Annotated in this window: 23 protein-coding genes; 18 read left to right on the top strand and 5 right to left on the bottom strand. The window is 47.9% G+C overall.

What is annotated here, in order from left to right:
• The first annotated feature begins 8 nt into the window (after positions 1-8).
• Both gtfA and MTO69_RS16950 read left to right on the top strand, forming a co-directional pair.
• Positions 9-1,481 carry a sucrose phosphorylase gene (gtfA, locus tag MTO69_RS16955; RefSeq protein ID WP_248334614.1) on the top strand — a complete coding sequence of 491 codons (1,473 nt, stop codon included), beginning with the start codon at positions 9-11 and terminating at the stop codon, positions 1,479-1,481.
• A gap of 122 nt (positions 1,482-1,603) precedes the next feature.
• Positions 1,604-2,257: a cupin domain-containing protein gene (locus MTO69_RS16950; protein WP_248334613.1), complete on the top strand. Its 654-nt coding sequence runs from the start codon at positions 1,604-1,606 to the stop codon at positions 2,255-2,257.
• Positions 2,258-2,348: 91 nt separating this feature from the next.
• Here MTO69_RS16950 and MTO69_RS16945 read toward each other — a convergent pair whose 3' ends face one another.
• On the bottom strand, positions 2,349-3,254 hold the full coding sequence (locus MTO69_RS16945) for a LysR family transcriptional regulator (protein WP_248334612.1): 906 nt from the start codon (positions 3,252-3,254) through the stop codon (positions 2,349-2,351).
• Positions 3,255-3,336: 82 nt separating this feature from the next.
• On the opposite strand from MTO69_RS16945, the gene MTO69_RS16940 reads away from it, so the two are divergent.
• On the top strand, positions 3,337-3,573 hold the full coding sequence (locus tag MTO69_RS16940) for a DUF2798 domain-containing protein (protein WP_248334611.1): 237 nt from the start codon (positions 3,337-3,339) through the stop codon (positions 3,571-3,573).
• A gap of 44 nt (positions 3,574-3,617) precedes the next feature.
• Here the strand turns inward: MTO69_RS16940 and MTO69_RS16935 are convergent, their stop codons facing one another.
• The 3 genes from MTO69_RS16935 to MTO69_RS16925 form a co-directional block, all read right to left on the bottom strand.
• Positions 3,618-4,334: a YebC/PmpR family DNA-binding transcriptional regulator gene (locus MTO69_RS16935; RefSeq protein WP_248334610.1), complete on the bottom strand. Its 717-nt coding sequence runs from the start codon at positions 4,332-4,334 to the stop codon at positions 3,618-3,620.
• Positions 4,335-4,425: 91 nt separating this feature from the next.
• Complete coding sequence (locus tag MTO69_RS16930) at positions 4,426-4,635, bottom strand: DUF3283 family protein (protein ID WP_248334609.1); 210 nt, start codon at positions 4,633-4,635, stop codon at positions 4,426-4,428.
• A gap of 163 nt (positions 4,636-4,798) precedes the next feature.
• Entirely contained in the window at positions 4,799-4,996 is a 198-nt protein-coding gene (locus tag MTO69_RS16925; protein WP_248334608.1) for a PA3496 family putative envelope integrity protein, read from the bottom strand.
• A gap of 326 nt (positions 4,997-5,322) precedes the next feature.
• Here MTO69_RS16925 and MTO69_RS16920 point away from each other — a divergent pair, with 326 nt between their 5' ends.
• Positions 5,323-5,802, top strand: coding sequence for a transcriptional regulator (locus tag MTO69_RS16920; protein WP_248334607.1), 480 nt, complete (start codon positions 5,323-5,325; stop codon positions 5,800-5,802).
• Between the two features lie 363 nt (positions 5,803-6,165).
• On the opposite strand, the gene MTO69_RS16915 is transcribed toward MTO69_RS16920, so the two are convergent.
• Positions 6,166-8,136 (bottom strand): replication initiator protein RctB domain-containing protein, encoded by a 1,971-nt coding sequence (locus MTO69_RS16915; protein WP_248334606.1) that lies wholly within the window; start codon positions 8,134-8,136, stop codon positions 6,166-6,168.
• A 1,231-nt stretch (positions 8,137-9,367) separates the two neighbouring features.
• On the opposite strand from MTO69_RS16915, the gene MTO69_RS16910 reads away from it, so the two are divergent.
• The 14 genes from MTO69_RS16910 to MTO69_RS16845 all read left to right on the top strand — a co-directional run bounded on the left by MTO69_RS16910 (position 9,368) and on the right by MTO69_RS16845 (position 24,345).
• Positions 9,368-10,585, top strand: coding sequence for a ParA family protein (locus MTO69_RS16910; protein ID WP_248334605.1), 1,218 nt, complete (start codon positions 9,368-9,370; stop codon positions 10,583-10,585).
• Positions 10,586-10,592: 7 nt separating this feature from the next.
• Complete coding sequence (locus MTO69_RS16905; RefSeq protein ID WP_248334604.1) at positions 10,593-11,564, top strand: ParB/RepB/Spo0J family partition protein; 972 nt, start codon at positions 10,593-10,595, stop codon at positions 11,562-11,564.
• Between the two features lie 86 nt (positions 11,565-11,650).
• Positions 11,651-13,672 (top strand): tRNA(Met) cytidine acetyltransferase TmcA, encoded by a 2,022-nt coding sequence (locus MTO69_RS16900; protein WP_248334603.1) that lies wholly within the window; start codon positions 11,651-11,653, stop codon positions 13,670-13,672.
• Between the two features lie 329 nt (positions 13,673-14,001).
• Positions 14,002-14,289 (top strand): STAS domain-containing protein, encoded by a 288-nt coding sequence (locus MTO69_RS16895; RefSeq protein ID WP_432715659.1) that lies wholly within the window; start codon positions 14,002-14,004, stop codon positions 14,287-14,289.
• A 15-nt stretch (positions 14,290-14,304) separates the two neighbouring features.
• Positions 14,305-14,664, top strand: a complete 360-nt coding sequence (locus tag MTO69_RS16890) for a response regulator (RefSeq protein ID WP_248334602.1) — start codon at positions 14,305-14,307, stop codon at positions 14,662-14,664.
• Positions 14,665-14,705: 41 nt separating this feature from the next.
• Positions 14,706-16,778 (top strand): chemotaxis protein CheA, encoded by a 2,073-nt coding sequence (locus tag MTO69_RS16885; RefSeq protein ID WP_248334601.1) that lies wholly within the window; start codon positions 14,706-14,708, stop codon positions 16,776-16,778.
• Between the two features lie 66 nt (positions 16,779-16,844).
• Positions 16,845-17,342: a chemotaxis protein CheW gene (locus tag MTO69_RS16880; protein ID WP_248335599.1), complete on the top strand. Its 498-nt coding sequence runs from the start codon at positions 16,845-16,847 to the stop codon at positions 17,340-17,342.
• Positions 17,343-17,344: 2 nt separating this feature from the next.
• Positions 17,345-17,809, top strand: coding sequence for a chemotaxis protein CheW (locus MTO69_RS16875; RefSeq protein WP_248334600.1), 465 nt, complete (start codon positions 17,345-17,347; stop codon positions 17,807-17,809).
• Positions 17,810-17,878: 69 nt separating this feature from the next.
• A complete protein-coding gene (gene aer2, locus MTO69_RS16870; protein WP_248334599.1) occupies positions 17,879-20,272 on the top strand; it encodes an aerotaxis transducer Aer2 in 2,394 nt (797 codons plus the stop codon).
• Positions 20,257-21,108, top strand: coding sequence for a CheR family methyltransferase (locus tag MTO69_RS16865; protein WP_248334598.1), 852 nt, complete (start codon positions 20,257-20,259; stop codon positions 21,106-21,108). Before aer2 ends, MTO69_RS16865 begins: the two co-directional genes overlap by 16 nt.
• 27 nt (positions 21,109-21,135) lie before the next feature.
• Entirely contained in the window at positions 21,136-21,765 is a 630-nt protein-coding gene (locus MTO69_RS16860; protein WP_248335598.1) for a chemotaxis protein CheD, read from the top strand.
• Entirely contained in the window at positions 21,765-22,802 is a 1,038-nt protein-coding gene (locus MTO69_RS16855; protein WP_248334597.1) for a protein-glutamate methylesterase/protein-glutamine glutaminase, read from the top strand. Before MTO69_RS16860 ends, MTO69_RS16855 begins: the two co-directional genes overlap by 1 nt.
• 28 nt (positions 22,803-22,830) lie before the next feature.
• Positions 22,831-23,991, top strand: a complete 1,161-nt coding sequence (locus tag MTO69_RS16850) for a methyl-accepting chemotaxis protein (RefSeq protein WP_248334596.1) — start codon at positions 22,831-22,833, stop codon at positions 23,989-23,991.
• A 54-nt stretch (positions 23,992-24,045) separates the two neighbouring features.
• Positions 24,046-24,345: an STAS domain-containing protein gene (locus MTO69_RS16845; RefSeq protein ID WP_248334595.1), complete on the top strand. Its 300-nt coding sequence runs from the start codon at positions 24,046-24,048 to the stop codon at positions 24,343-24,345.
• Positions 24,346-24,360 lie beyond the last annotated feature (15 nt).

Genomic DNA, 24,360 nt, shown 5'->3' with positions numbered 1-24,360 from the left:
TGCCATCCATGCAAAACAAAGTTCAATTGATCACTTACGTCGACCGCTTAAGTGGCGCAGATTTACCCGCTTTAACCTCACTGCTAACCACTGAACTAAACGATCTGTTTGCAGGGGTACATCTGTTACCCTTCTTTTATCCGATTGATGGCAGTGATGCTGGGTTTGATCCTATCGATCATCAACAAGTCGATCCTCGTTTGGGCGGCTGGGCTGAGGTTAAACAGTTAAGTCAGCACTGTGACATCATGGCGGATCTGATTGTGAACCATGCGTCGGCGCAATCACCACAGTTCTTGGATGTGCTGGATAAAGGAGAGTTATCGCCATACTGGCCGCTGTTTTTAAAGGAGCAAGATATCTTTCCGGAAGGGATTACTGACCAGCAAGCAGGCGCCATCTATCGACCTCGTCCGAGCCGCTGCTTTAGCCTTAAAACACTCAAATCAGGTCAACAGGTTAACTTCTGGACCACTTTTACCGACAATCAGATTGATATCAACGTTGAACATCCGCAGGGGAAAGCCTACCTCGAGCAGGTACTGGGGCTGTTTGCCGATAGTGGGATCAAAATCATTCGACTCGATGCGGCGGGTTACGCAATCAAGCGACCCAACACCAGTTGTTTTATGCTCGATGACACCTTTGATTTTATTGACCACCTCTCCCGTCGCGCTAACGAACTGGGCATGGAAACCGTTGCTGAGATCCATAGCCACTACCAAACTCAAATAGACGTCGCAAAGCGGGTTCACCGCGTTTATGATTTCGCCTTGCCACCTCTGGTGCTGCATGCGCTATCCGCCAATGATGTCGATCCGCTCATCCACTGGTTGAGCATCGCCCCGCGCAACTGTCTCACCGTATTGGATACCCACGATGGCATTGGCATCATAGATGCGGGCCCGGAAGGAGATAAACCGGGGCTACTCAATGCAGCGCAAATCGACAAGCTAGTGGAAACCATTCATGCCAACAGTCACGGGCAAAGCCGGCTGGCAACCGGTGCAGCGGCCAACAACCTCGATCTATACCAAGTTAACTGCAGTTACTATGAAGCCTTGGGCAAAAACGATTTTCATTACCTCATCGCGCGCGCGATTCAATTCTTTAGTCCTGGCGTGCCTCAAGTTTACTACGCAGGTTTACTGGCGATGGACAATGACATGGCTCTGCTGGAGCAAACCCAGGTTGGGCGGGATATCAATCGCCCCTATCTAGACCGACAAACGCTCAGCAAACAATTGCAACAACCGGTTGTACGAGGTTTGATGGCGCTGATTCAGCTTCGCAACACTCAGCCCGCCTTTGATGGAGAGTTTCAACTCTCAGGGGGCGGTCAAATGCTGACTCTCGCTTGGCAGCATCAAAACGACCGCGTGGAATTCGCCCTTGACCTCAGTCAGCAACGTGCCCAGATTTCTAGTCAGCTCAATGGTCAAACCGAGCGAATAGACTTAAGCACGCTGGCTAAAGGCTAAACGACCGATTTTTATTGGTCGTTAAGGCTTTTATCATCCGACACGAGTTGTTCGCCCCGGATGTGCTATCTTTTGCCACAAACATCATATGACATAACAACACATGATTTGGGAGAGTCTCGATGCTCAATATGAATTTGTCTCAGCGAGTGGTGGTCAACACCGCCGAGATGGAATGGGTCGCCAGTCCAGCAAAAGGCGTGTGGCGCAAACCACTTGAGCGAGAAGCGGCTGAATCCGGACACACCACCAGTATTGTTCGTTATGAGGCTGGCTCTCAATTTCAAACCCACTATCATCCTATGGGCGAAGAGATCTTTGTATTGGCAGGTGTGTTTTCAGACGAACATGGCGACTACCCGGCCGGGACCTACTTACGTAATCCACCTGGCAGTCACCACGCGCCTTTTAGCCGCCAAGGCTGCGATATTCTGGTCAAGCTCAATCAGTTTGACCCGCGTGATGAAGCGACGGTCCGAGTCGATACCCACAGCCAGAGCTGGTTGCCCGGCATCGGAGGATTAGAAGTCATGCCGCTGCATGAGTTTGAGCATGAGCATGTGGCATTGGTCAAATGGCCCGCTGGCGAGAGATTCCAACCACATCGTCACTTTGGTGGAGAAGAGATATTGGTCCTGTCTGGTGAGTTTGCCGATGAATATGGCCGCTATTCAGCGGGCAGTTGGATACGCAGTCCACATATGAGTGAGCATTTTCCTTATGTCGAGCAGCCCACCGTTATTCTGGTCAAAACTGGCCATCTACCGGTGGATTGATAGCGCCATCCTACGGTTATCGCCCTGCGCCAGTAACGATGACCACTTTATCCATTTTTGTTCCTCTATCTTTGCACCCAATCCAGCGGCTTTACACTGTAAAGTGCCTTGGGTTTTGCATTTTTTCCACACCAGCCAATAGCCGCTCAATCAGCAAGCTTAACGCTTTTGGTTGATAGCGGCGCTGTTTATAAACCAGATAGGCTTGCCGTACCCCACGCTGATATTGTGGCAACACACGCACTAGGTTCATTCGCTGGTGAACGTGGCGAAAAGGGAGAGCCGCCACCCCAAGCCCTTTTTCCACCGCGCCGCAGACCGCAATAATGTCGTTCACGATCAACTTGGGTTTAATGCTTATCACATCGACCAACTGCTCTTGCTCGAACACCGAAATATCGAGCGCGTGATCGACGCTCACCCAATTCAGCTTGCTCAGCGCGGAAAGATCTGCAATCTCACCTACACTTTGCAAATACTCAGGGCTGACAAAGAAGCCCTGATGAGCTTTAAACAAGGGCCGCGCGATCATCTCATCCATCTCAGTCAGATCAAACGTCATCAGCAAGTCTCTGTCTGTTTGCGGAACAGCTTGCTCCTGACTAAGCACAAGATCGAGCGAGACGTGAGGAAAATCAACCAAAAACTGCTCAACCACTTCCCCAACAAACGCTTGATAAAAGTTATGAGGGATGGCCAGCTTGATTTTCCCAGACACTGCCTGAGTTTCACTGAGCATTTGCCCAAAGCCAACTTCAATCGATTCCATGCCACTCTTTAGCTGCTCAAAGGCTTCTAAACCACTTTGAGTGGCGACCAGCTCTCTGCCCCTCTTTTCCAGCAAACGTGTGCCTAAGCGTTGCTCAAGAGCAGACAAGCGGCGTGACATGGTAGAGACGGGCAAGTGCAGTTTCTTTGATGCGGAGAGTAATGAGCCCTGCTCGACCACCGAACAGAACAAATAGAGATCGTCAATGTTTCCAAATATGGAACTCATACTTCTAAACCTGAATATATTTTTCACTATTGAATGGTTATATCCTATTTGACAACAAAACAACAACCACTAAGGAAAAACCATGAGTCGCAAACAATTTTGGATTACCGCCCTACTGTCATCGTTCACTATGGCCCTATTCATGTCGGGGCTGATCTCTGGTTATCGACTGGGCTTTAGTAGTGACTGGCCTGCTATCTGGCGCGAGAGCTTTGTTGTCGCATGGCCAGTGGCATTGACCCTGAATCTGACGGTGCTGCCACAAATACGCAGACTATCCATTTGGCTAGCCGGGACAAATCCGGTTTCACAGGCATAAAAAAACCGAGCAAAGCTCGGTTTTTCGTTTAATGATTGACGCTATTACAGCTCAGCGTTGTGATAAACCTGCTGAACATCATCACAGTCGTCTAGCATATCCAAGAATTTTTGGAACTTCTCGGCGTCTTCACCTGCAACTGGCGTGTGCGTTTGAGGAACGAAAGTAATTTCTTCAACGTCTAGAGTCAAATCTGGGAATGCAGCGTTCAACGCGGTTTTGGTTTTGAAGAACTCAGTGTGAGGCGCAAATACCGTGATCACACCATCTTCTAACTCAACGTCAGTGACATCCACGTCTTCCATCATTAGGGTTTCGAGAATGATTTCGTCATCATCGCCCTTAAATTGGAATACCGCTTGATGATCGAACATGTGAGAAACGGAGCCTTCTACACCAATTTTTGCACCTGTCTTAACAAAGCACTGGCGAACATCTTGGAATGTACGGTTACCGTTGTCTGTTAAACAGTCAACAATCACACTTGTTCCACCTGGGCCAAAACCTTCGTAGCGTGCAGGTTGGTAATCTTCACCGCCGCCACCGTTAGCTTTATCAAGCGCTTTTTCAATAACGTGTGCTGGAACTTGGTCTTTCTTCGCCTTAGCAATCAGGTGCTTTAGCGACAGGTTCATATCTGGGTCTGAACCACCGTTTTTCGCGCACATGTAAATTTCTTTACCGTATTTGGAATAAACTTTAATTTTTGCGCCAGCAGTTTTCGCCATTGAGGCTTTGCGCACTTCAAAACTTCTTCCCATCGGGATGTTCTCTCTAATTCAATTTAACGCGGAAGATTCTAGCAAAATACGAGCGCTTTTCAATTTCTCGCCTTGCAGAGGAAAAGGCAGGTTACGCCACGCCCATTACTCGTTTGTATTTTTCAACAGACTCTAAGAATGAGGCTTTCTCATCATCGTCAGCAATTTTCGCGGCTTGCTGATCGATTTCATCAGGCATAGCCTTCGCTTCTCGGAGTTTCCAAACCAAAAACGACGCTTGTTTATCAAGCTCAATTTTGTTCTTCTCGCTCGCTGGAAGAGTAGACAAGTTGATCGACATACCTTGGCTCTAATCTGTAGAAATATGGAGTGGGAATATACCATACCGAAGCCGATTGTAGAGAGCCAATCTCAGTATGTGTCGCAGAATAGATCAAAAAAATGGCAAAAATAAAGGGCGGTATTCCAGTGCCACCCTCTAGTGTTCGTGTTAGTTGGTCGAACTAATGCAAAATGCCCAGTTCTTTTGCCTCTTCAATGGTCAAACCGCTTTCGCGAATCTCTCTCAGTGCTTCGATGCGACGACGAGCTTCGGCAGATTTGACACCTTTAGATGGCGCTTTCTCTTCAACTTCTTCCGTGAAGTCCCAAGTACTAGCAATTTTACTGATTTCATCATGGTCAATAGAATTAATGGACATAATCACCTCCGAACAAACCATGCTAGGGACGCTTAATCTGTAGCAAAACCTATCGCCCCTTGTTAAGAATTTTAGCTCCAGAATGTGATTGTGCTAATAGTTCGGTAACTCTTATTGTTTTTTGTATAAATAACTTTTGCACCCCTGTGTGTGGCGAAGTACATTTAAAGGATTACCCCTACAGAAATGAAGGCGATCAGCGTCTCACTTTCTTGCCCCCACTCTCTTGGTTAGAACCGCGCGGCATCAGCGCAATACCCAATGTGGCAAATCTCTCCAATCCGAGCCAAGCTTAACCAAAGCCCATAGTCGCCAACGGATGCATCATGACCCCTTTGACCATTGAAAACTGGCTCGTTCAAGTGAACGATTGGCACCTAAAGCGGAAGCATGATCAAGTACAAGAACTCGAGCAGCTTTTGCTCGCTACCCCCAAAGCGGTTTGGTCATCTCCCACTCATTCGTTGAGCCAACAAGTTCTTCCACTGTGGCTGGACGCGTGCCTGCGGCTCTATTTACATTACCGAGAATCAGCGCCGCTGCGCGCCTATTCGTTTATTCAGCTTGCTTACGGACGCTTGCAGCAACTGACCAGCCAATCCGGTGCCGAATTCGAGATAAAAAACTGGGCTATTCAGCGCACGCAACACTTGGTTGTGCTAAGTCTGGAGTTTTGTCAGCAGCAAACACAGGATCAATGGCGACAAGAGTCTAAACAGTTGATCGAGAACCATGTGCGATTTATGCAGCAACAGGCTTGGAATGAATCTCGAAACGATGATCAAGGCGGTGAGTTACGTCATTAGCAGAAAGTGAGTGGAACAATGATCAATATCGTCCTTGATCATTGTTCCAGTAGACCTGGTTAATTCACTGAATTTTAGGCAAAAAAAAGCGAGTTCAGAGAACTCGCAAAACAATTCAGAATGAATGTAACAATATGAGCCAATCTATTCGGGATAATCCTATCCCTCATTCATCAGAAAGGACAAAAGGTTGTCTATTCGGGATAAATAATAGCCAACACCAGTGGTGCCATTGTCAGTGCGATGTCAGGGGAATGTCGTAGGTTTGTATATATCGGCGTAGAGTGTAACAGGGTGTGAAAGGCGGTAACCGAACATAAAAAAGCCAGCAAATTGCTGGCTAAGTGAGTCGACATCGCTTGATCACACCGCCACTTCATCCAGTGCGCGAAACACGGTTTCGTCTAAGTGACCTTCGAATACCTGTTTACACACTTTACGCCGAACTGCTAAACCTGCGATCAAACGCTCGATCGACAAATGTTTATTCTCACTCTGGCTATTGTAGAGCTCGACCATCTTACTCAACGTCTCATACGGGATAACCTGCTCGCCTACTCGCAGGTAATCAAGCTTGTCAATGAGCTCCAGGCACTCTTCTTGGATAGAGGCGTGGGAATGTCCGGTCATAGCAGCTAAAGCCGTTATAGAGCGTTCTAGGGCCACTGGTGAGGTATATTTGGACAAGGTTATGGTAATTTCGTCCGCATTGATCTCGACGAGGTGTTTACGCTGTTTGACACGGCGGCCTAGTTTACCACGCGGTGAACGCTCTTTGCGTTGGATTGGCTCAAACTCGCCATCGATGATCTGTGACATTTCTTCAAGCTGTTGCTTAGAAACCATTTCATTTCGCAACGGGTTAGGAAGCGTTGGCGCCATATTGCGCTTACCGGCGTTAGTGGTGCGCGCACGGGAGTAACGCAACACCTCTTCAGCGTCACATTTAATGTCAAATTGATAGTCTTTGATCTTATCTTTTTCGATCTGAGCCGAGATCGTCAGATGGTAACCCCACAAATTGACCACAAAGAAATCATCGGATCCTTTGTCTTCAGACAGTCTTTTTAGCTCACGGATCAGATCCATAGAGAAGCGACGCCACTCAATATTGCGTGCTAACTTCTGATTGAGTTCACTCAGAAGCATGGAATCGGTATGACGACGTGACATCCGGCTACGGAAGTAACTGTAAAGCTGAAACACTAATGTGTGTTGCTTCAGGATTTCTGGCGGAAAGAGGAAGAAATAATCGCGCGTGAGTAGCTCTTCGTAGAATGAAGGCTCCCAAACCAGGATGTATAGGTTTGGTTTAATGCGAATTTCGCCGTCAGCGCCCTCTGTAGGGGCTTCTTCCGATGCAGTAATGGTACGAGCTAGAAAACGAAAACGATCGCTCTTAAAGCCTTCTGGCATGTTCTCGCTTAACCAACGTCCCGTCAGTTCGTGCAGTTGGAAATCGGTAAACTCGATGCGATCAATACTGTCACGGATCGAATCGCGAGCAGGACCACTGTCTTTTTTGCCACGCAGCGACAAAATATCGGTGATGTAGAGTGGGGTTTTGTTGGGAACATGAGTGCCATCGAGCTGGTACTGATGCTGGTGGTGCTCGTGGTACTGCACGGTCAGCGTGAACAGGGCGAACAGCGTCATCAGATCATCCACTGTCATGATGTTTTTCGATGATCGTGTTTCGATCACAGCGCGGGTTCCGGAGATCGAAACCATACTTTTTTGATAACTTTTGCGCGTGCGTGGTGGTGCGAGGGCCTGGTCAATGATACCTGCCCAATTGGTCGGAGATACCACAAATTGATCCGCTTCATCTTTCATTGCAGGCGGAGTATTGAGACCATGTTCGTTGAGTAGACGTTTGTTCACTTGAGTTTGTGCTAACGCCTTGGAACGTTTCTGTTTCTCAGTTTGTTTGACCGACTCGGTGACTAAGCTGGTGGCACCAAGTACTGAAATGAGCTGGTTCGGATTGACGAAGCGATGCAGCATGGTTTTCCCTGCAAGCCCTTCTTCAAAGCGAACGGGAATTTGTTGGAACAGGCCAATGTTAACCGCTGCGCGCAATCGCTGTTGAATTGCAGCGCGGGTCACTTGTCCGTCAGTGGCTTCAATCAGCTCAGTTGTCGACACCAGACCATCTTTACTGCTAAAGCCACGCAGTGAAATCAGGTTCAGAAGCTCAACGATGCTTTTCGTAACGCCTTTGAAATGTTGGTATTGCTCTATCCAGTTCACCGCCGATTCAGACACTTCAAATAAGTGTCCATCTTTATGGCTTCTTGGCGCTTTGATCAGTCGTTTTTCTTCAGAGCTCATTATTAGATCCGTGTCACACTAGCCGTAATATCGCTATAGTTCCGAAAGAATAAAGAAAAAAAGATCATAAATAAAGAAAAACTTATTGCTTTTAAATAACTGATCTTTTTGATTAATCTGATCTTAATTGATTATATGATCTATTGATCCGAGAGGTGTTAGCTCCGTAAGTAATTGTCTTTAAAGAGCTATTTTTTTAACGCTTGGAAAGCATGATCATGACTTTCTCGCAAGCATGATCATTAAGTATCTGAAAGCATGATCAAAAATCCTTGAAACCATGATCATTGTTCAACCGAATCAATGATCAAAGGGTTAATGAAAGCATGATCATCAAGGTTACACATCTTATCCACAGCTGAATGGATAAAGGCAACAATCAAGCTGCTTGTCACGGGTGAGAAAACCGCCATCTCACTCGAAACAATGATCAAGGTGAGCTCATATTAGCGTGATTTGCACGCTTAAGCATCAGATTTATCGGTCGAAATACACAGGATGATGAATTCGATTCGATGAGATAGCGGAACAAAACGTGCGAAAGCATGATCATGATGGGTGTCGCAATTGGTCAACTTAAGCTTTGTCATTCAATTGCTCGCCACGATAGCCAGTCAACGGACGTTAACCTTTAGTCTGTCTGCATTCTTCCGTAATTTGAGTGATATTTTTCATGCTTCCGGAGCTGGATATCACTTGATCATTTTTCCGATCTTTGATCATTTCAACCGACCATAAGTAAAACTTGCTATTGGGCGATTTTAGCCTTGATCATTGTTCCCTACCCTGACTTATCCCTCGCAAGCATGATCATGATAACCTTCTTGATCATCGTTCCGGTTACAAACGATGTAGAGAGTTTGTGTATGTCCTATTCAAGAGGATTTCTTACCGTCGTTCTCATTATGGCGTTACGTTAAATTGAAAATGCACTTGCCGTAAATTAGCAGTCAATCTTAATCGTTCCGAGTAAAACCTATTCAATTGCTTCACACTCTTTACATTGTAAATATGTGACACTGTAATATTTTAAAAGTAGTCCGTGTTCATTGGTCTTTGGATACAAAAAAATATCAATATTTAGACGATAGATTCGCTGATATTCATTAAATTTATGTAAAATTTATATTTAATGTGATTTCTATCGATAATTGCCCGTTCACCTTTTTATTGTATGATGCCAAAAATGCTGTACAATCGCACTTAGGTCAATAACAACGGAATTTGGCAAATGAAACGAGAACAGACCATAGAGAGTCTCATTCAGTTAGCAGATCAGACCGCTCAGGTTCAGGCTGATCGAATTGAAATCGTATTGGAAGAACGCAGTGACGAACACTTTCCTCCAATGTCGAAAGCCTTGATGGAAACGCGCTCAGGATTAACGCGTCGCAAATTGGATGATGCGATCAGTAAGCTTGAAGAAAATGGCCATCAGTTCACCAAAAATAATGCCAACCACTATTCGATTTCTTTGCAAGAAGCGCACATGCTTATGGATGCAGCCGGTATTCCTAAGTTTCATGAACGTAAAAAGAACAGTGACAACAAGCCTTGGATCATCAACGTACAAAACCAAAAAGGTGGTACTGGAAAATCAATGACTGCAGTGCATTTGGCGGCTTGCTTGGCACTTAACCTCGATAAGCGCTACCGTATTTGCTTGATCGACTTGGACCCACAAGGGTCTTTGCGCCTGTTCTTGAATCCTCAAATCAGCCTCAACGACCACGACAACATCTACTCTGCCGTCGATGTGATGCTGGATAATGTCCCTGAAGGGGTTGAGGTCGATAAAGAGTTTCTGCAAAAGAACGTGTTGTTACCGACTCAATACCCAAACCTCAAGACAGTATCTGCGTTCCCGGAGGATGCGATGTTCAATGCTGAGGCATGGCAACACCTATCCAAAAATCAATCGCTCGATATTGTGAAGCTACTTAAAGAGAAGCTGATTGATAAAATCGCGGATGAGTTTGACGTTGTCATGATTGATACGGGTCCTCACGTTGACCCACTGGTATGGAATGCGATGTATGCATCGAATGCGCTGCTGATCCCATGTGCTGCTAAGCGACTGGATTGGGCGTCGACGGTCAACTTCTTCCAACATTTGCCAACCGTTTATGAAATGTTCCCTGATGATTGGCAAGGACTCGAGTTTGTTCGTTTGATGCCAACCATGTTTGAAGATGACAACAAGAAGCAGGTCGCGGTGCTGACGGAAATGAACTACCTATTGGGGGATCAAGTCACAATGGCGACGATTCCACGAAGCCGTGCGTTTGAAACTTGTGCCGATACCTACAGTACGGTATTCGACCTTACTACGGGTGACTTCGAGGGCGGCAAAAAAACCTTGGCGACAGCGCAAGATGCGGTGCAAAAGAGTGCACTTGAACTTGAGCGTGTATTGCATAGTCACTGGTCATCACTCAATCAGGGGTAATTGAATAATGGCAATTAAAACTTCAGATTTGAACGCTAGATTATTTGGTAAAGCGAACAAGCGTCATGTCACCACACCACAGGAAGCCCAACAAGCGGCCAAAGAGCAGACTCAAGTGATTGAACTGGCAGTTGCTGGTGAAAATAAAGTGCAGTTTGAGTTGGTGCGCATTCCGGCCGAGTTGATTGAAGCGCAGACCGTTGTTTTTGCTGATAATGCCCGTGAGCAGTCTTTCCTCAATGAGCATGCTCTGTCTGATGTGTTGGTGACACTGCGCGAGCGAGGACAACAGTATCCGGCAGTGGGCCGCAAGCGTGATGATGGAAAAATTGAGGTGCTTGATGGCAGCCGTCGTCGCATGTCGTGTCTGTTGGCTGAGAAAGAATTCCTGATTTATGTGGGTGAAAACATCAGTGCTGAACATGCGAAGTTCTTGTCTGATGTCGCCAATGCCCACAAACCGCTCTCTTTGTACGAAAAGGGCAAAGAGATGCTCGCTAAACTCGAAAGTGGAGAGGCCGCTGATCAAAAAGCGCTCGCTAAGATGTTCCAGTGCAGCGAAGCCTTGGTAAGTGGCGCACTAAAAGCGGCCGATTTGCCACTGGAGTTGTTGCAAGCTTATCCAAACGTTGCCGATCTTGGTCGTCCAACGATTGTGAAACTGCACAAGCAATTTAATGGCTTAGATGATGAGCAACGCGCTCAGTTGCTAGATAAGTGCCGCTCAAAAGAGGGCTTTGTTTGGCAACGCAGTGAGTCACAGGGTGTAGCGCGAATTACCAAGGAAGTGAGTGAAACCATCGAAGCCTGGATTGAAGAGTTGTCTCCTTCCACCAAAGGGGCGGTTGCCAAAACCGAGCTAGTGAAAGGACGCGCGACCTACTCTCGTAAAGGCAATAATCTGACACTGAATCTAAAGAAAGTCGATGATGCTTTGATGAGCGAGATTTTGGCGCTGATTGAACAGAAACTAAAATAATCCTTCCCCCCTATTGAGAGCCGCTTTTTAGCGGCTTTTTTTATGCCATAATATTGGCCAGCCCAATGTTGCGCACCTATGGACCTATGAATTCAACTGATCTGTTTTTTACCCAACTCCTCGACATCGCTGCACAAGGTAATCACCGCTATGGCGTGGTACTTCAAGGCGATAGAGATTGGCAACTGCGCGCCCTAGCCCCCCTACTTCAATCTATTGCTGCGGAGCAAATTTTTTGCCTGGGGGCTGATATTGAAAGCCAAACCAATACCAGTGTGGCGTTTAACAAAGGTCATCAACTTTTGGGTCGTGAATGTCAGTTGTTGGTGTGTGATTTTGAACAAGGGTTTGATGCCAACAGTTTTAGCGCGGCCAGCGGGTGTATTGTCGGCGGTGGATTATTGGTGATATTGACCAAGCATGCCGAGCCATCCGGCTATGCTCAGCAATGGTTATCTCGAGCTTTGGAGAAGTTGATGGTTATCACTGATGGTGGTGTGTTACCCAGCTTACCTGTGGTCGCATCGAATCCAGCGCCTGCTTTTAATCAGCAGAATATAGCTGTCGACAAGATGCTTAAGGTGGTCAACGGCCACCGTAAGCGCCCATTGGTGATCACTGCTGATAGAGGTCGAGGCAAAAGCAGCGCATTAGGTATTGCCGCGGCGCAACTGATGCAAAGTCGCCCTATTCATATCGTGCTTACCGCGCCAACTTTATCTGCGGTCAAACCTGTGTTTGCCCACGCCGCTCGTTTGTTACCTGAGGCTGAGCACAGTTCGACTCGACTCAGTTTTCAAAACTCAGTTCTTGAATTTATCGCGCCGGATGAGCTACTTCGCTGCGGCTCCATAGGGGATTGCTTAATGGTGGATGAGGCGTCAGCCATCCCTATTCCTATGTTGCAATCCATGGTGGATTCTCATCATCGCGCTATTTTCTCAACCACCATCCATGGCTATGAGGGGTGTGGCCGTGGCTTTACGGTCAAGTTTCAATCTTGGCTCAAAGACCAACGACCAGGCTGCGCATTTTATCACCTTGATCAGCCTATTCGTTGGAACCAAGCCGACCCATTAGAGCGTTGGCTGTTTGATAGTTTTATTCTCAACGCAGAGCTAAGCAACGGGGTCGCGAGTCAAACCACTCATGAGATAGTGCTGCGCCCGATAGAAAAACAACGTCTAGTCGAACAGCCTCATCTATTACGAGAATGTTTTGCTTTGCTAGTCAACGCCCATTACCAAACAACCCCCAATGATTTAATGCTGTTGTTGGCTGATGAGGCGATTCAACTCTATGCCTATTTTGAGCAGCACCATTGTATCGGCTGCTTACTGACGGTAGAGGAGGGGGGATTGTCGTCTGAACTGGTGTCTCAAATACAAGTTGGTAAACGCAGACCTAGAGGACATCTGGTACCGGTCACTGTCGCTAATCACTTGGGCATTGCCGAAGCAGCGCTGCAACGCAGTCTGCGGGTGATGCGAATCGCCGTTCACTCAGAGCGGCAAGGACAAGGAATTGGCAAACAGATGTTGAGTCAGCTACGAGCGCAAACCGATTATGATTTTTACTCCACCAGCTTTGGTGCCACCGCAGAACTGATTAATTTTTGGTGTAGCAGTGGTTTTTATCCGGTTCGCTTGGGCAATCAACGCGATCAAGCGAGTGGGTGCCATTCGATAATCATGCTTCATGGAGAACCGGATTGGCGGGCGAAGGCTGAGCAACTCTACTTCGATTCGCTCTGCTTTGCATTGAGTGGTAACTTTACTGCACTTGAGACTGAAGTTGTCCGTAGTTTGTTAGCAAATTCTAATGCTTCCGTTGATTTTCCTAGTGGTTTCGAGCTGGTTGAACACTATCTTCAAGGTGGAGCAAGCTTCGAAACGATAGCGCCACTGCTCGATTTATGGTGGAAGCGGGTCCCTAAACATTGGCAAAATGCCACTCCTTTATTGATTAAGAGAGTGGTGCAAAGAAACAGTTGGAGTGAGTGTGTTGCACACTTTAATCTGGTTGGTCGCAAGCAAGCCGAAGCTCTGTTTCGAGAGCAACTCACCCATCTTCTTGGCTCAATCAATCCATCACAACGATCGAACTGATGCCGATAATTTACACTGTAAAGCCACGGCTGACCGTCTGCTTTTACAGTGTAAATTTCACCACCTGCTGCGAATTGAACACTCGCCTCAATACCTGTTAACTCGTTCTTTAGTTGAAATAACATCTCAACCTGCATGGCTGATTCAGCAAATATTTTTCAGATAGAATAGTCAATGTAATCGTTTAATTTATATCAATTTTTTCAGACTCACTCGCCCACTTTAACCGCCGTCTTCGGCTTACACACCTTTGCACCTTCTTGCGTATTATCAAATAGTTTCTACACTGATTTATAAGCAACGTGCTTAATATTTGGCTAGAAACAATAATGAAAAACGGTGATGACATGGAATGTTTATTGCCCGAGAGCCTTGATATATCAACCGTTCTCGATAGCACTGACCTCTATAAAACTTGGCTTAGCGAAGACTGCGCACTGTTACTCGACGCGTCGAACGTAAAAAAAGTCGATGCAGCCGGAATCCAAGCGCTGACCTCATTGTTCCTAACCGCTAAGGCCAATCAGACAGATATTCAACTACTTCGTCCGACTGAGCTGTTGATCGAAGGTATTAACACGCTCGGACTAACTGAAATTCTTGAGATTAACCATTAAGTTGGGGATAGGGATATGACAAAAATTCTTGCTGTGGATGACTCAGTTTCCATTCGTCAAATGGTCAGCCATACCTTGCGTGACGCAGGTTATGACGTTGAAACCGCGAATGATGGGCGTGATGCCTTAGCTAAGGTAATGCGCGCCAAATTTGATGTCGTGATCTCAGATGTCAACATGCCAAACATGGGCGGCTTTGAATTAGTGAAAGCGTTGCGAGAGAAGCCGCAATACAAGTTTACGCCCATATTGATGCTCACCACAGAAACCAGCAGCGATAAAAAACAACAAGGAAAAGCGGTTGGGGCAACGGGCTGGTTAGTGAAGCCCTTCAATCCAGACACACTACTCAAAACACTAAAACGTGTGATTTAACTACCGATCAAAACTAACAACGTCAACGGGTAGGGTGAACAATGGCTTTAGACATGGAACAACTGCGCAAGATGTTTTACGAAGAGTGTCGTGAAAACCTGACTGTGCTTGAAGAAATACTGCTCAACTTAGAGATAGAGCAGGTCGATGATGAGTCTATCAATACGATTTTTCGTGCAGCGCATTCTATTAAAGGTGGAGCGGGGACGTTTAACTTGCTCGATATTAGTGAGTTTACTCACAGTGTCGAAGCCTACCTCGATTTAGTACGCAACCACCAGCGTCAACTTACTCAGCAAACGGTCGACCTATTGCTCAAAAGCGTCGATTGCATTCACAGTATGCTCGAAGGGCATGAACTTGGCAGCGAGGTAGACAAAGAACTACAGCAGCAAGTCACTCAGAGCTTGGTGGCGCTGCTCGACGACTCTGGCGAGAGTGAGCAGAATCAAGATCAGGTGCAAACAAACATAGAGCCTACGCCTGATACCTCAAGCACAGACAAGCCTTGGGAGCTGCGCTTTATTCCCCATCCAGATATGTTCTTCAGTGGTAACGACCCACTGCGTATTCTTCGTGAATTAAAAGAGTTGGATGTCGAGTGCCACATTGATGTGGATACATCGAATTTACCCGAGATTGATGCGCTTGAGGCAGAGTTATGTTTTCTCCGTTGGTCTGCAACACTGCCCGCTCACATTGACGAAGCCTTAATTAAGGAAATTTTCGAGTGGGTTGAAGATGAGTGTGACCTGATATTAGAGCGATTCGAACCGTCATCATCCCAACCTGAAGATGCTCAACCCACTTCAAGCACGGAGCTTGCCCCAGTCGAACCCGCATCCAAACCGGTTGAGTCAGTGAGCGCAGCTCCGGCCGCGGCGAAAAGCGTCAAATCAGAGTCGAGCGTCAGTTCGATTCGTGTCGATATCGATAAAGTCGACAGTCTGATTAATCTGGTTGGCGAGCTGGTGATCACTCAATCCATGCTGACGGAAATTGGTAACGACTTTTCCATGGATAAGCTCGACAAGCTAAAAACAGGGCTGGAACAACTGCTGCAAAATAGCAAAGACCTGCAAGAGAATGTACTGAACATCCGTATGTTACCGGTCAGTTTTGCGTTCAGCCGTTTTCCTCGACTGATTCGGGATTTGTCGAGTCGCCTGGATAAGCAGGTCGAACTCAAGATCAAAGGTGAACACACTGAACTGGATAAAACGGTGCTAGAACGCATTGTCGATCCACTCGTGCACCTAGTTCGCAACGGTATTGACCATGGCATCGAAGCACCAGCAAAGCGGGTTGAAAACGGCAAACCCGCAGCTGGAACCATAGAGTTGAATGCCTACCATCAAGGCGGGTCTATCATCATAGAAATCAGTGACGATGGAGCGGGCCTTGATTGTGACAAACTGTGGAGTAAGGCGCTAGAGAAGGGCGTGTTGGCAGAGGAGGCCCGCCGAGAAGAGTTCTCTGACAAGCAGATCATGAATCTGATTTTTGCCCCCGGTTTCTCAACTGCTGAGCAAGTGTCCGATATTTCCGGGCGCGGTGTCGGCATGGACGTTGTTAGACGCAACATTGAAGAGCTCGGAGGCCATATCGAGGTTGAGTCTCAGCTTGGGGTTGGCAGCCGGTTTGTCATCAGTTTGCCGCTCACTCTGGCCATCTTAGATGGACAATTGGTCAAGGTGGCCGGGGAGGTGTATGTCATTCCTCTACTAACGATTGTCGAGTCGATTCAAATCGACCCTGCCAGTATCAAGTTGGCTTCAGGGGGCATCGAGTTGTACCGATTACGCGACGAAAACATTCCTATTTTGCGTCTTCAAGATGAACTGGAAATGGGGCAAAGCGGCGCCTTAGACCAACAACTCTTGTGTTTTGTTGAAGCCGCTGGCCAGCGAGTCGGTTTGCTCCTTGATGAGCTGTTAGACCAGCAGCAAGTCGTGATCAAAAGCTTAGAGTCTAATTACAGCAAGGTGTCGGGCATCTCAGGTGCCACCATCTTAGGTGACGGTTCTGTGTCACTAATACTCGATATTCAAGGTTTAGTGACCAGCTTTACCCACCGAACCCATGACACATCGCACAGTGGAATTGCTGCATAGGAGCAGGCTATGGACAACATCACTCTAGGCTCAGCTCAGACGAACTCACAGGATGCGCTAACCAAGATGCCACTGATCGACGGATTGGATCCGGTGACCGAAGTCAGCAATGAAGTGAGCGAAAACGCCGACTATTTGAGTTTCGAACTCGCCGATGAACTCTATGGCGTAGACATCAAAGACGTCGAAGAGATACGCGTTTGGGAACGACCTACGCCTATCCCAAGGGCACCCAAATTTGTACTTGGGGTGATCAACCTGCGCGGCATGATAGTGCCAGTCGTGGATCTTCGAGCCAGATTTTCAGTTGGAGAGTGTGACTATCGCCCCACAACCGTTGTGATTGTGTTGCGGTCTCAAGTAAGCAGCGGCGATAGGCTGATGGGCTTAGTGGTCGACGCGGTGAGTGATGTTATCAGTCGCGGCGAGAGTGAGTTATCTCCGTCGGTGGGCGACTCTCTAGTCACCCCTTATTTGCAGGGGCTGATCAATGTTGGTGAGCGCGTCATGGCGCTACTTGACACCCAAGAGCTACTCAATATCGACAGAATCTTGAGGAAGTGAGCATGACACAAGAATTCCTGAGCTTTGTGCTAGAAGGTGATGAGTACGCGGTACCCATTCTTGATGTCCGAGAGGTGCGAGGCTGGACGCCAGTAAGACAGGTGCCAAATTCGCCCACCTATATGCAAGGGGTACTTGAGATCCGAGGAGAGTACATCCCAATCGTGGATTTACGCCTGCGGTTTGGTTTATCCCCTGCTGAGATTAACGCCACCACTGTGGTGATTGTGCTTAATGACGATCAACGTCATCCGCTGGGCATCATTGTCGATGGCGTGTCAGAGGTCTACTCATTGCGTGATGATCAAATCAAGCCTTCACCGCACGTGTCCTCAGATGTTGATCACAGCTATGTCCATGGTATCGCCTCGGTGGCGAATGGGCATCTAATAGTCATCAATATGCAAGCTTTGTTCGATGCAGCAGAGCTCGCGCAACCCGACCAGGTACAAGAGAGTTGGGCTTAATGCCAATCTGAATGTGGTTTATTCGTTTTGGTACGACGGTCAGAAGAAGCAACCAGTGAGAGGTAACTCATGGCATTTTGGAATAGAAGAACCGAGTCAGAAACTCAATTTGTCGCCCCAACGCAAGACACGTTGGCGCAGGAGTTTGATATCGAACCTGAGCAAGGGATAAGCAAAAATCAACTCCTGTCAGCACTGAACGCGGCGCAGACGGCACTGATGATGATTGACCGTGACTTCAACATCACTTACCTCAACGCCAAGTCGCTTGAACTGTTACAGCAGCACGAGGCACTATTTCAGTCCGTGTGGCCCAATTTCAAAGCGACAGAAGAGTTCCTGTTGGGTTATTGCATTGACGCTTTTCATGCAAATCCAAGTCATCAGCGTCAGATTTTGTCTAATCCTGCCAACTTACCCTACACCACAACCATCAGTGTCAAAGACGTCAAGATCGAGCTTAACGTCGGTGCCATTATTGACGATCTCGGTAACTATGTAGGCAATACACTGGAATGGTCTGACGTAACTGAGAGCTTGAAACAGAGCCATGAGCTGAGCCGGCTGCAAGCAGCGATTGATCAAGCGCAAACCGCCATGGTGATGATCGACCGAGACTTCCTGATCACTTACATCAACCAAGAAACCTTACAGTTATTCGCGAAACATGAAGCGACGCTGCGAAGTGTCTGGAGTGGGTTTACCGCCAGTGAAGAGTGGCTGATGGGACGTTGTATTGATGAGTTTCATCGCAACCCCGCTCACCAGCGAGCACTCTTAGCTGACCCTAGCAATCTGCCTTACAGCACTGATATTCAAATTCAGAGCTTAAAAATCGAACTGAACGTTGCGGCTATACATGATGGTCAAGGCAATTATATTGGCAACACCCTCGAGTGGCGCGATGTCACCGAAGAGCGAGCCAAAGAACAAGAGATTGGTCGCCTAGCGTCAGCAGTCGAGGGGATGACAACCAACTTAATGATGGCAGACAAAGACGGCATCATTACCTATCTCAATCCCTCACTTGAAAGCCTGCTGCGCAGCCGCGAGAGTGACTTACAAAAAGTGTTACCCGGTTTCGATGCAAGTAATTTGGTGGGCAAAAACATCGATGTGTTCCATAAGAACCCGAGCCATCAACGTAACATCATTGCCAACCCTGACCGCTTACCGTTCTCATCCAACATTGCGGTGGGCGGGTTGGAATTTCACCTGACCTGTATTGCGATGCGCGATGGACAAGGCAACTACATTGGTCCGGCGCTGCAATGGGTGGATATTACCGAGCAGCAAGATGGCCAGCGCCAGGTTGAATCTTTGATTCAAAAAGCCATCGCAGGTGAGCTGAGTGAGCGCATTGATACCAGCGTCTATAACGGCTTTATGCGCGAGCTGGGAGATGGCATCAACAACCTACTCGATACCATGGTCGCGCCACTTGGACAATGTATTGATGTGATGAGTCAAGTGGCGGATGGCAATCTCAATGTCACCATGCCCGATGACAACACCGGAGAATTTGCGCGCTTATCGAATGCGGTCAATACCTCCATTGTCAATCTGCGCAACATGGTAGAAAAAATCACCCAATCATCTGCTCGTGTGGCAACGGCCTCGACGGAAATTGCCGAAGGTAATAACGACTTAAGCCAACGTGTTGAAGCACAAGCCTCCAACCTTGAAGAAACAGCGGCGAGTATGGAGCAGATGACCGCTACGGTACGCCAGAATGCCGATAATGCCCGAGGTGCCAATGAGCTGTCTGACGATGCGGCGAAAAAAGCCAGCAAAGGCGGAGAGGTGGTCGGTCAGGCCGTTTCAGCAATGGCAGAGATTAACGCCGCAAGTAAAAAAATTGCCGATATTATCGGCGTCATCGACGAGATCGCATTCCAAACCAACTTACTGGCGCTCAATGCGGCGGTTGAGGCAGCCAGAGCCGGAGAACAGGGGCGCGGGTTTGCAGTCGTAGCGGGTGAAGTGCGTAATTTGGCGCAGCGTAGTGCCGCGGCCGCTAAGGAGATAAAGGGGCTTATCAAAGATAGCGTCGAGAAAGTGGACGAAGGTTCGCGCTTAGTCGATGAATCGGGTGCCACCTTAAATGAGATCGTTGAAGCGGTAGAGAAAGTGACTGAGCTCATCGCGCAAATCGCCTCGTCGAGCCAAGAGCAGTCGACCGGTATCGACGAGATAAACCGCGCGGTCGCCACCATGGATGAAATGACCCAACAAAATGCTTCCTTGGTTGAGCAAACTTCGGCGGCCAGTCAATCACTCAAAGATGAAGGGAAACAGTTACTGCACTTAATGAACTTCTTTGTCACCGATGCCAATGTCGCGACGTTTGAAGCCAAACCGAGCACCTCACGTGACACCAATGTTAGGGAGATCCGCACCTCAAAAGTGGCCAACTCTGGCTTTAAGCTTGAAGAGGATGGAGACGAATGGGAAGAGTTCTAGCGCAATCGGAAAACCGAGTGGCCGACGAATTTGAACTAACGGATAAGGATTTTAAATATATCCAATGGTTTATGCATAAGAACGTGGGTATCTACTTTTCTGATCGTAAAAGAACCTTGGTCTATGGCCGGATCAGCCGTCAGTTAAGGCGGCTGGGCCTGCGTCGCTTTGCCGATTACCGTGTGTTGATTGAGCAAGACTCACAAGAGCACGCCAATTTTATCAACTGTTTAACCACCAATAAAACGCAGTTTTTCCGTGAGTACCACCATTTTGATTTCATAGAGAAGGTCTTAGTTAACGAGTGGCAGCAGCAAGGCGTCGAACGGATACGCATTTGGTCAGCAGGGTGCTCAACAGGGGAAGAGCCTTACAGCTTTATCGCCTCTTTATATTGGTCCAAGTTACTCGACAGCGTCTCTGACGTGAAGATTATCGCCTCTGACCTTGATACCAATGTGCTGAGTCACGCAAAGGCGGGTATTTACGATCAATCAGCGGTTGATTCGATCCCGGTTAAGTATCTCAAACCCTGCTTTGTGAAAGGCACAGGGGCTCAACAAGGCAAGATTAAATGCAAAGCGGGGCTGCAGCAGTTGGTCGAGTTTCGTCAGCTCAATCTGTTGAAAAACTGGGAGTTCGAGCAGGAGTTTGACGTAATTTCATGTCGTAACGTTATGATTTACTTTGATAAAAAAACACAGCGCCAATTGATTGAACGTTTTTATCAACACCTTAAGCCCAATGGCGTGCTGTTTCTCGGTCACTCAGAGAGTGTGCCTGCTGGCATCAATCTGTTCCATCACTTGGGACACACCATTTACGTGAAGAAATAGGATAAGACAGTGCTGGGTCCAAAACTAATGCCACCTCAATATCAAAACAGCCACTTTAATCGGTTCTATCATCCGCTTAGAGATAAGCACATCGTTAAAGTGTTGCCTGGTGGCGTTTACTGCACTGAGGCCGAGGACGAGTTGATTGCGACCGGACTGGGCTCCTGCGTGTCGGCTTGTATGTGGGACAGCGATTTACATATCGGTGGAATGAATCATTTTCTGTTGCCGTTTGATAGCAAATCGCAGCTTAAAACATGGTGCCCGGATGAAGTGGCATCGACTGCTTCGCGCTACGGCAGTTACGCGATGGAAATCCTGCTCAATGCGCTGCTAAAACGCGGCGCGCGACGCACCTCGCTGCGCTTGAAGCTGTTTGGTGGCGCGCAAATGCTTGGGCGTAACTCGATGATTGGCGAAAAAAACGTGGCGTTTATTCTCAATTACGTTGAGCAGGAGGGCATGGAGGTCGTCTCTCAAGATTTAGGAGGATTGAAGCCGCGCAAAATCTTATTTGACCCATACACAGGAAAGGCCTGGCTTAAGCGTATTCCGTTCACTGAAGTTCATCACCTCCAACATCAAGAAGAGAAATACGCCAGTCAGTTGGATAGAGAGAGCCACGCAACAGATAACAACGATGTGGAGCTGTTTTGATGAAAAAGATAAAAGTATTGATCGTTGATGACTCGCCGGTGTTTCGAGCGTTGCTGTCACAGCTTATCGATGCCGATCCTGAACTTGAAGTGGTCGCGACCGCTGAAGACCCGTTTGAGGCGAGAGAGCTGATCAAACAACACAACCCAGATGTGCTGACGCTCGATATAGAAATGCCAAAAATGAATGGCGTTCAGTTTTTGAAGAATTTAATGCGTTTACGCCCCATGCCGGTGGTGATGATTTCGACCTTAACCCAGCATGGAGCCGACGCGACTCTGGCGGCACTCGAGCTTGGTGCGGTGGACTATTTCCCCAAACCGGCAGTGGACAACACTGCCGAGATGCTCAACTACAAATCCTTGGTCAATGACAAGATAAAGATTGCTGCTGGAGCGAATGTCACCTCCGCACAGCCACCCAAACAACAAAAATTGGCTGTACCTAAACATCATAATGCGATTGAACTGATTGCGATTGGCGCCTCAACAGGCGGTACGGAAGCGGTAAGAAATGTTCTCTCTGCTTTACCCGCGGGGCTGCCACCTATCGTTATCACTCAACATATCAGCGCCAAGTTCTCAGCCTCATTTGCCGAACGTCTCAACCAGAACAGCGAAATTGAAGTCAAAGAGCTGACGGCCAATCAAGCACCTTTAACTCAAGGCTGTGCCTATCTCGCCCCCGGAGATAAACACTTAACCGTATCGCGTCGTGGGTCACACCTTTATTGCCACCTTGACGACAGACCCGCGGTCAATCGGCACAAACCTTCAGTGGATGTCATGTTTGATACCGTCGCCGAAACCGTGGCTGATAAAGCGATTGGCGTTATTTTAACCGGAATGGGGCAAGATGGTGCGCGAGGCTTATTGCGCATGAAGCAGCGAGGCGCGAAAACCATAGCGCAAGATCAAGCGTCTTCTGTGGTGTGGGGCATGCCAAGAGTAGCCGTGGAACTCGGCGCTGCGCTGTCAGTGGTCGACATTAACCAGGTCGCCCACCAAGTGATTCATTACCTCTCGCCTGACAGCTAGTCAGTACGACAACAGCAAGGAAGCAAACATGCAAACAGACAAGCGAAACATCAAAACACGCTACCTAGCGGCAATAAGTTTACAAGTGATTTTGCTGCTGGCAGCACTGAGCATGTCCTCCTCGATGGCCCATGTCGTGATCATGGTGTTGGTGGCCGCTATCCCTTGGTTTGCTATTGGCAAAACCGAGCCCCGCACTTCAACACAACCAAGCCCTGCTCTGCGCGAGAGCGAACCTGAGCGCTCGTCGGTTGATTTAAGTCCGACCCTTGATCTGATTTCGCACCAGTTAACCGAGCCACTCGATCACCAACGCAGTATCGTCGATGAGTCGGTAGAAACGCTTAACGAAAGCTATTTTGGCTTGCAGCAGTTGGCAGAAGAGCAGAACCAAATCACCTCTCAATTGGTCGAGAATCTACTCGGTAACCGAGACAGCGATAGCGACATCAGTCAGGTGCTGCCGAAAACCGAAGCCATCATTCGTCAGTTTGTCGACACACTAGTTAACGTGTCGGAAAAGAGCATTTCCGCAGTGCACAGCATTCACGATATGTCGGATAAGTTGGATGCGGTATTCAAACTACTCGACCAAGTTCGAGGCTTATCGGAACAAACCAACTTATTGGCGTTGAACGCAGCGATAGAAGCGGCGCGCGCGGGTGAGGCAGGGCGTGGTTTTGCGGTGGTCGCTCAAGAGGTGCGTAATCTTTCTGTCAAAGCAGAAGAGTTAAATGGTTTGATAGAGGCAGAGATTAATGTGGCGCAAAAAACGGTGCAAGAAGCGAACAAAACCGTCGGAGAAATGGCATCAATCGATATGACAGAGGCGATTGAGTCTAAGGAAAAAGTCGACGACATGCTGCGTGGTGTGCAGCAAGTCAATCATTCTGTGGAGCAAGAGGTTCATAAAATCAGTTCCAGTGGCGAGCAGCTGCGTGTTCAGGTCGACAATGGTATCCGCGCGTTGCAGTTCGCCGACATCATTACCCAGCAAGGTGATTATGCGAAGCACACCGTCACTTATCTGCAGAGGCTGTCGGATCTCTGCCAGCACTGGGCGAAGGGTAGCTTGACGATGGATGAGTTTACCGAGCAAGTGATGGCGCTTCAGCAACAGATCTCTGGGCGTGATGCGCCTGCCGCTTCACAGCACAGCATTGATGAGGGTGAGGTTGAACTGTTTTAACCCAAAATGAGATATCGCGGGACGATATCGACGACAGATGGTGAGGAAAAAATAATGACAGTAGAAGCACAAATTGATGCTGCGGCCAAGCACATAACAATCTTGATAGAGGGCGCCTTTGGTTTCAACTTAGTCCAAGAGTTTCGGCGCACCTACAGTGACCGCCAAGAGTTTCGTTTTACCATTGATCTGCGCAAGGTTGATTATATCGATAGTGCCGGGTTGGGGATGCTGCTTAACATGCACAACTACCTAGGCCAGCAAGATGGGACGATTCGCATCACTAACACCCTACCTCAAGTGAGAAAGATACTGACTATCTCTCGGTTCGACAAAAAGTTCGACATCGAGTAGATGGCTAAGGAGATC

It is taken from the genome of Vibrio sinaloensis (genome assembly GCF_023195835.1).
GTDB classification, from domain to species: Bacteria; Pseudomonadota; Gammaproteobacteria; order Enterobacterales; family Vibrionaceae; genus Vibrio; species Vibrio sinaloensis_C.
This window is presented reverse-complemented; position numbering and strand designations above follow the sequence as displayed.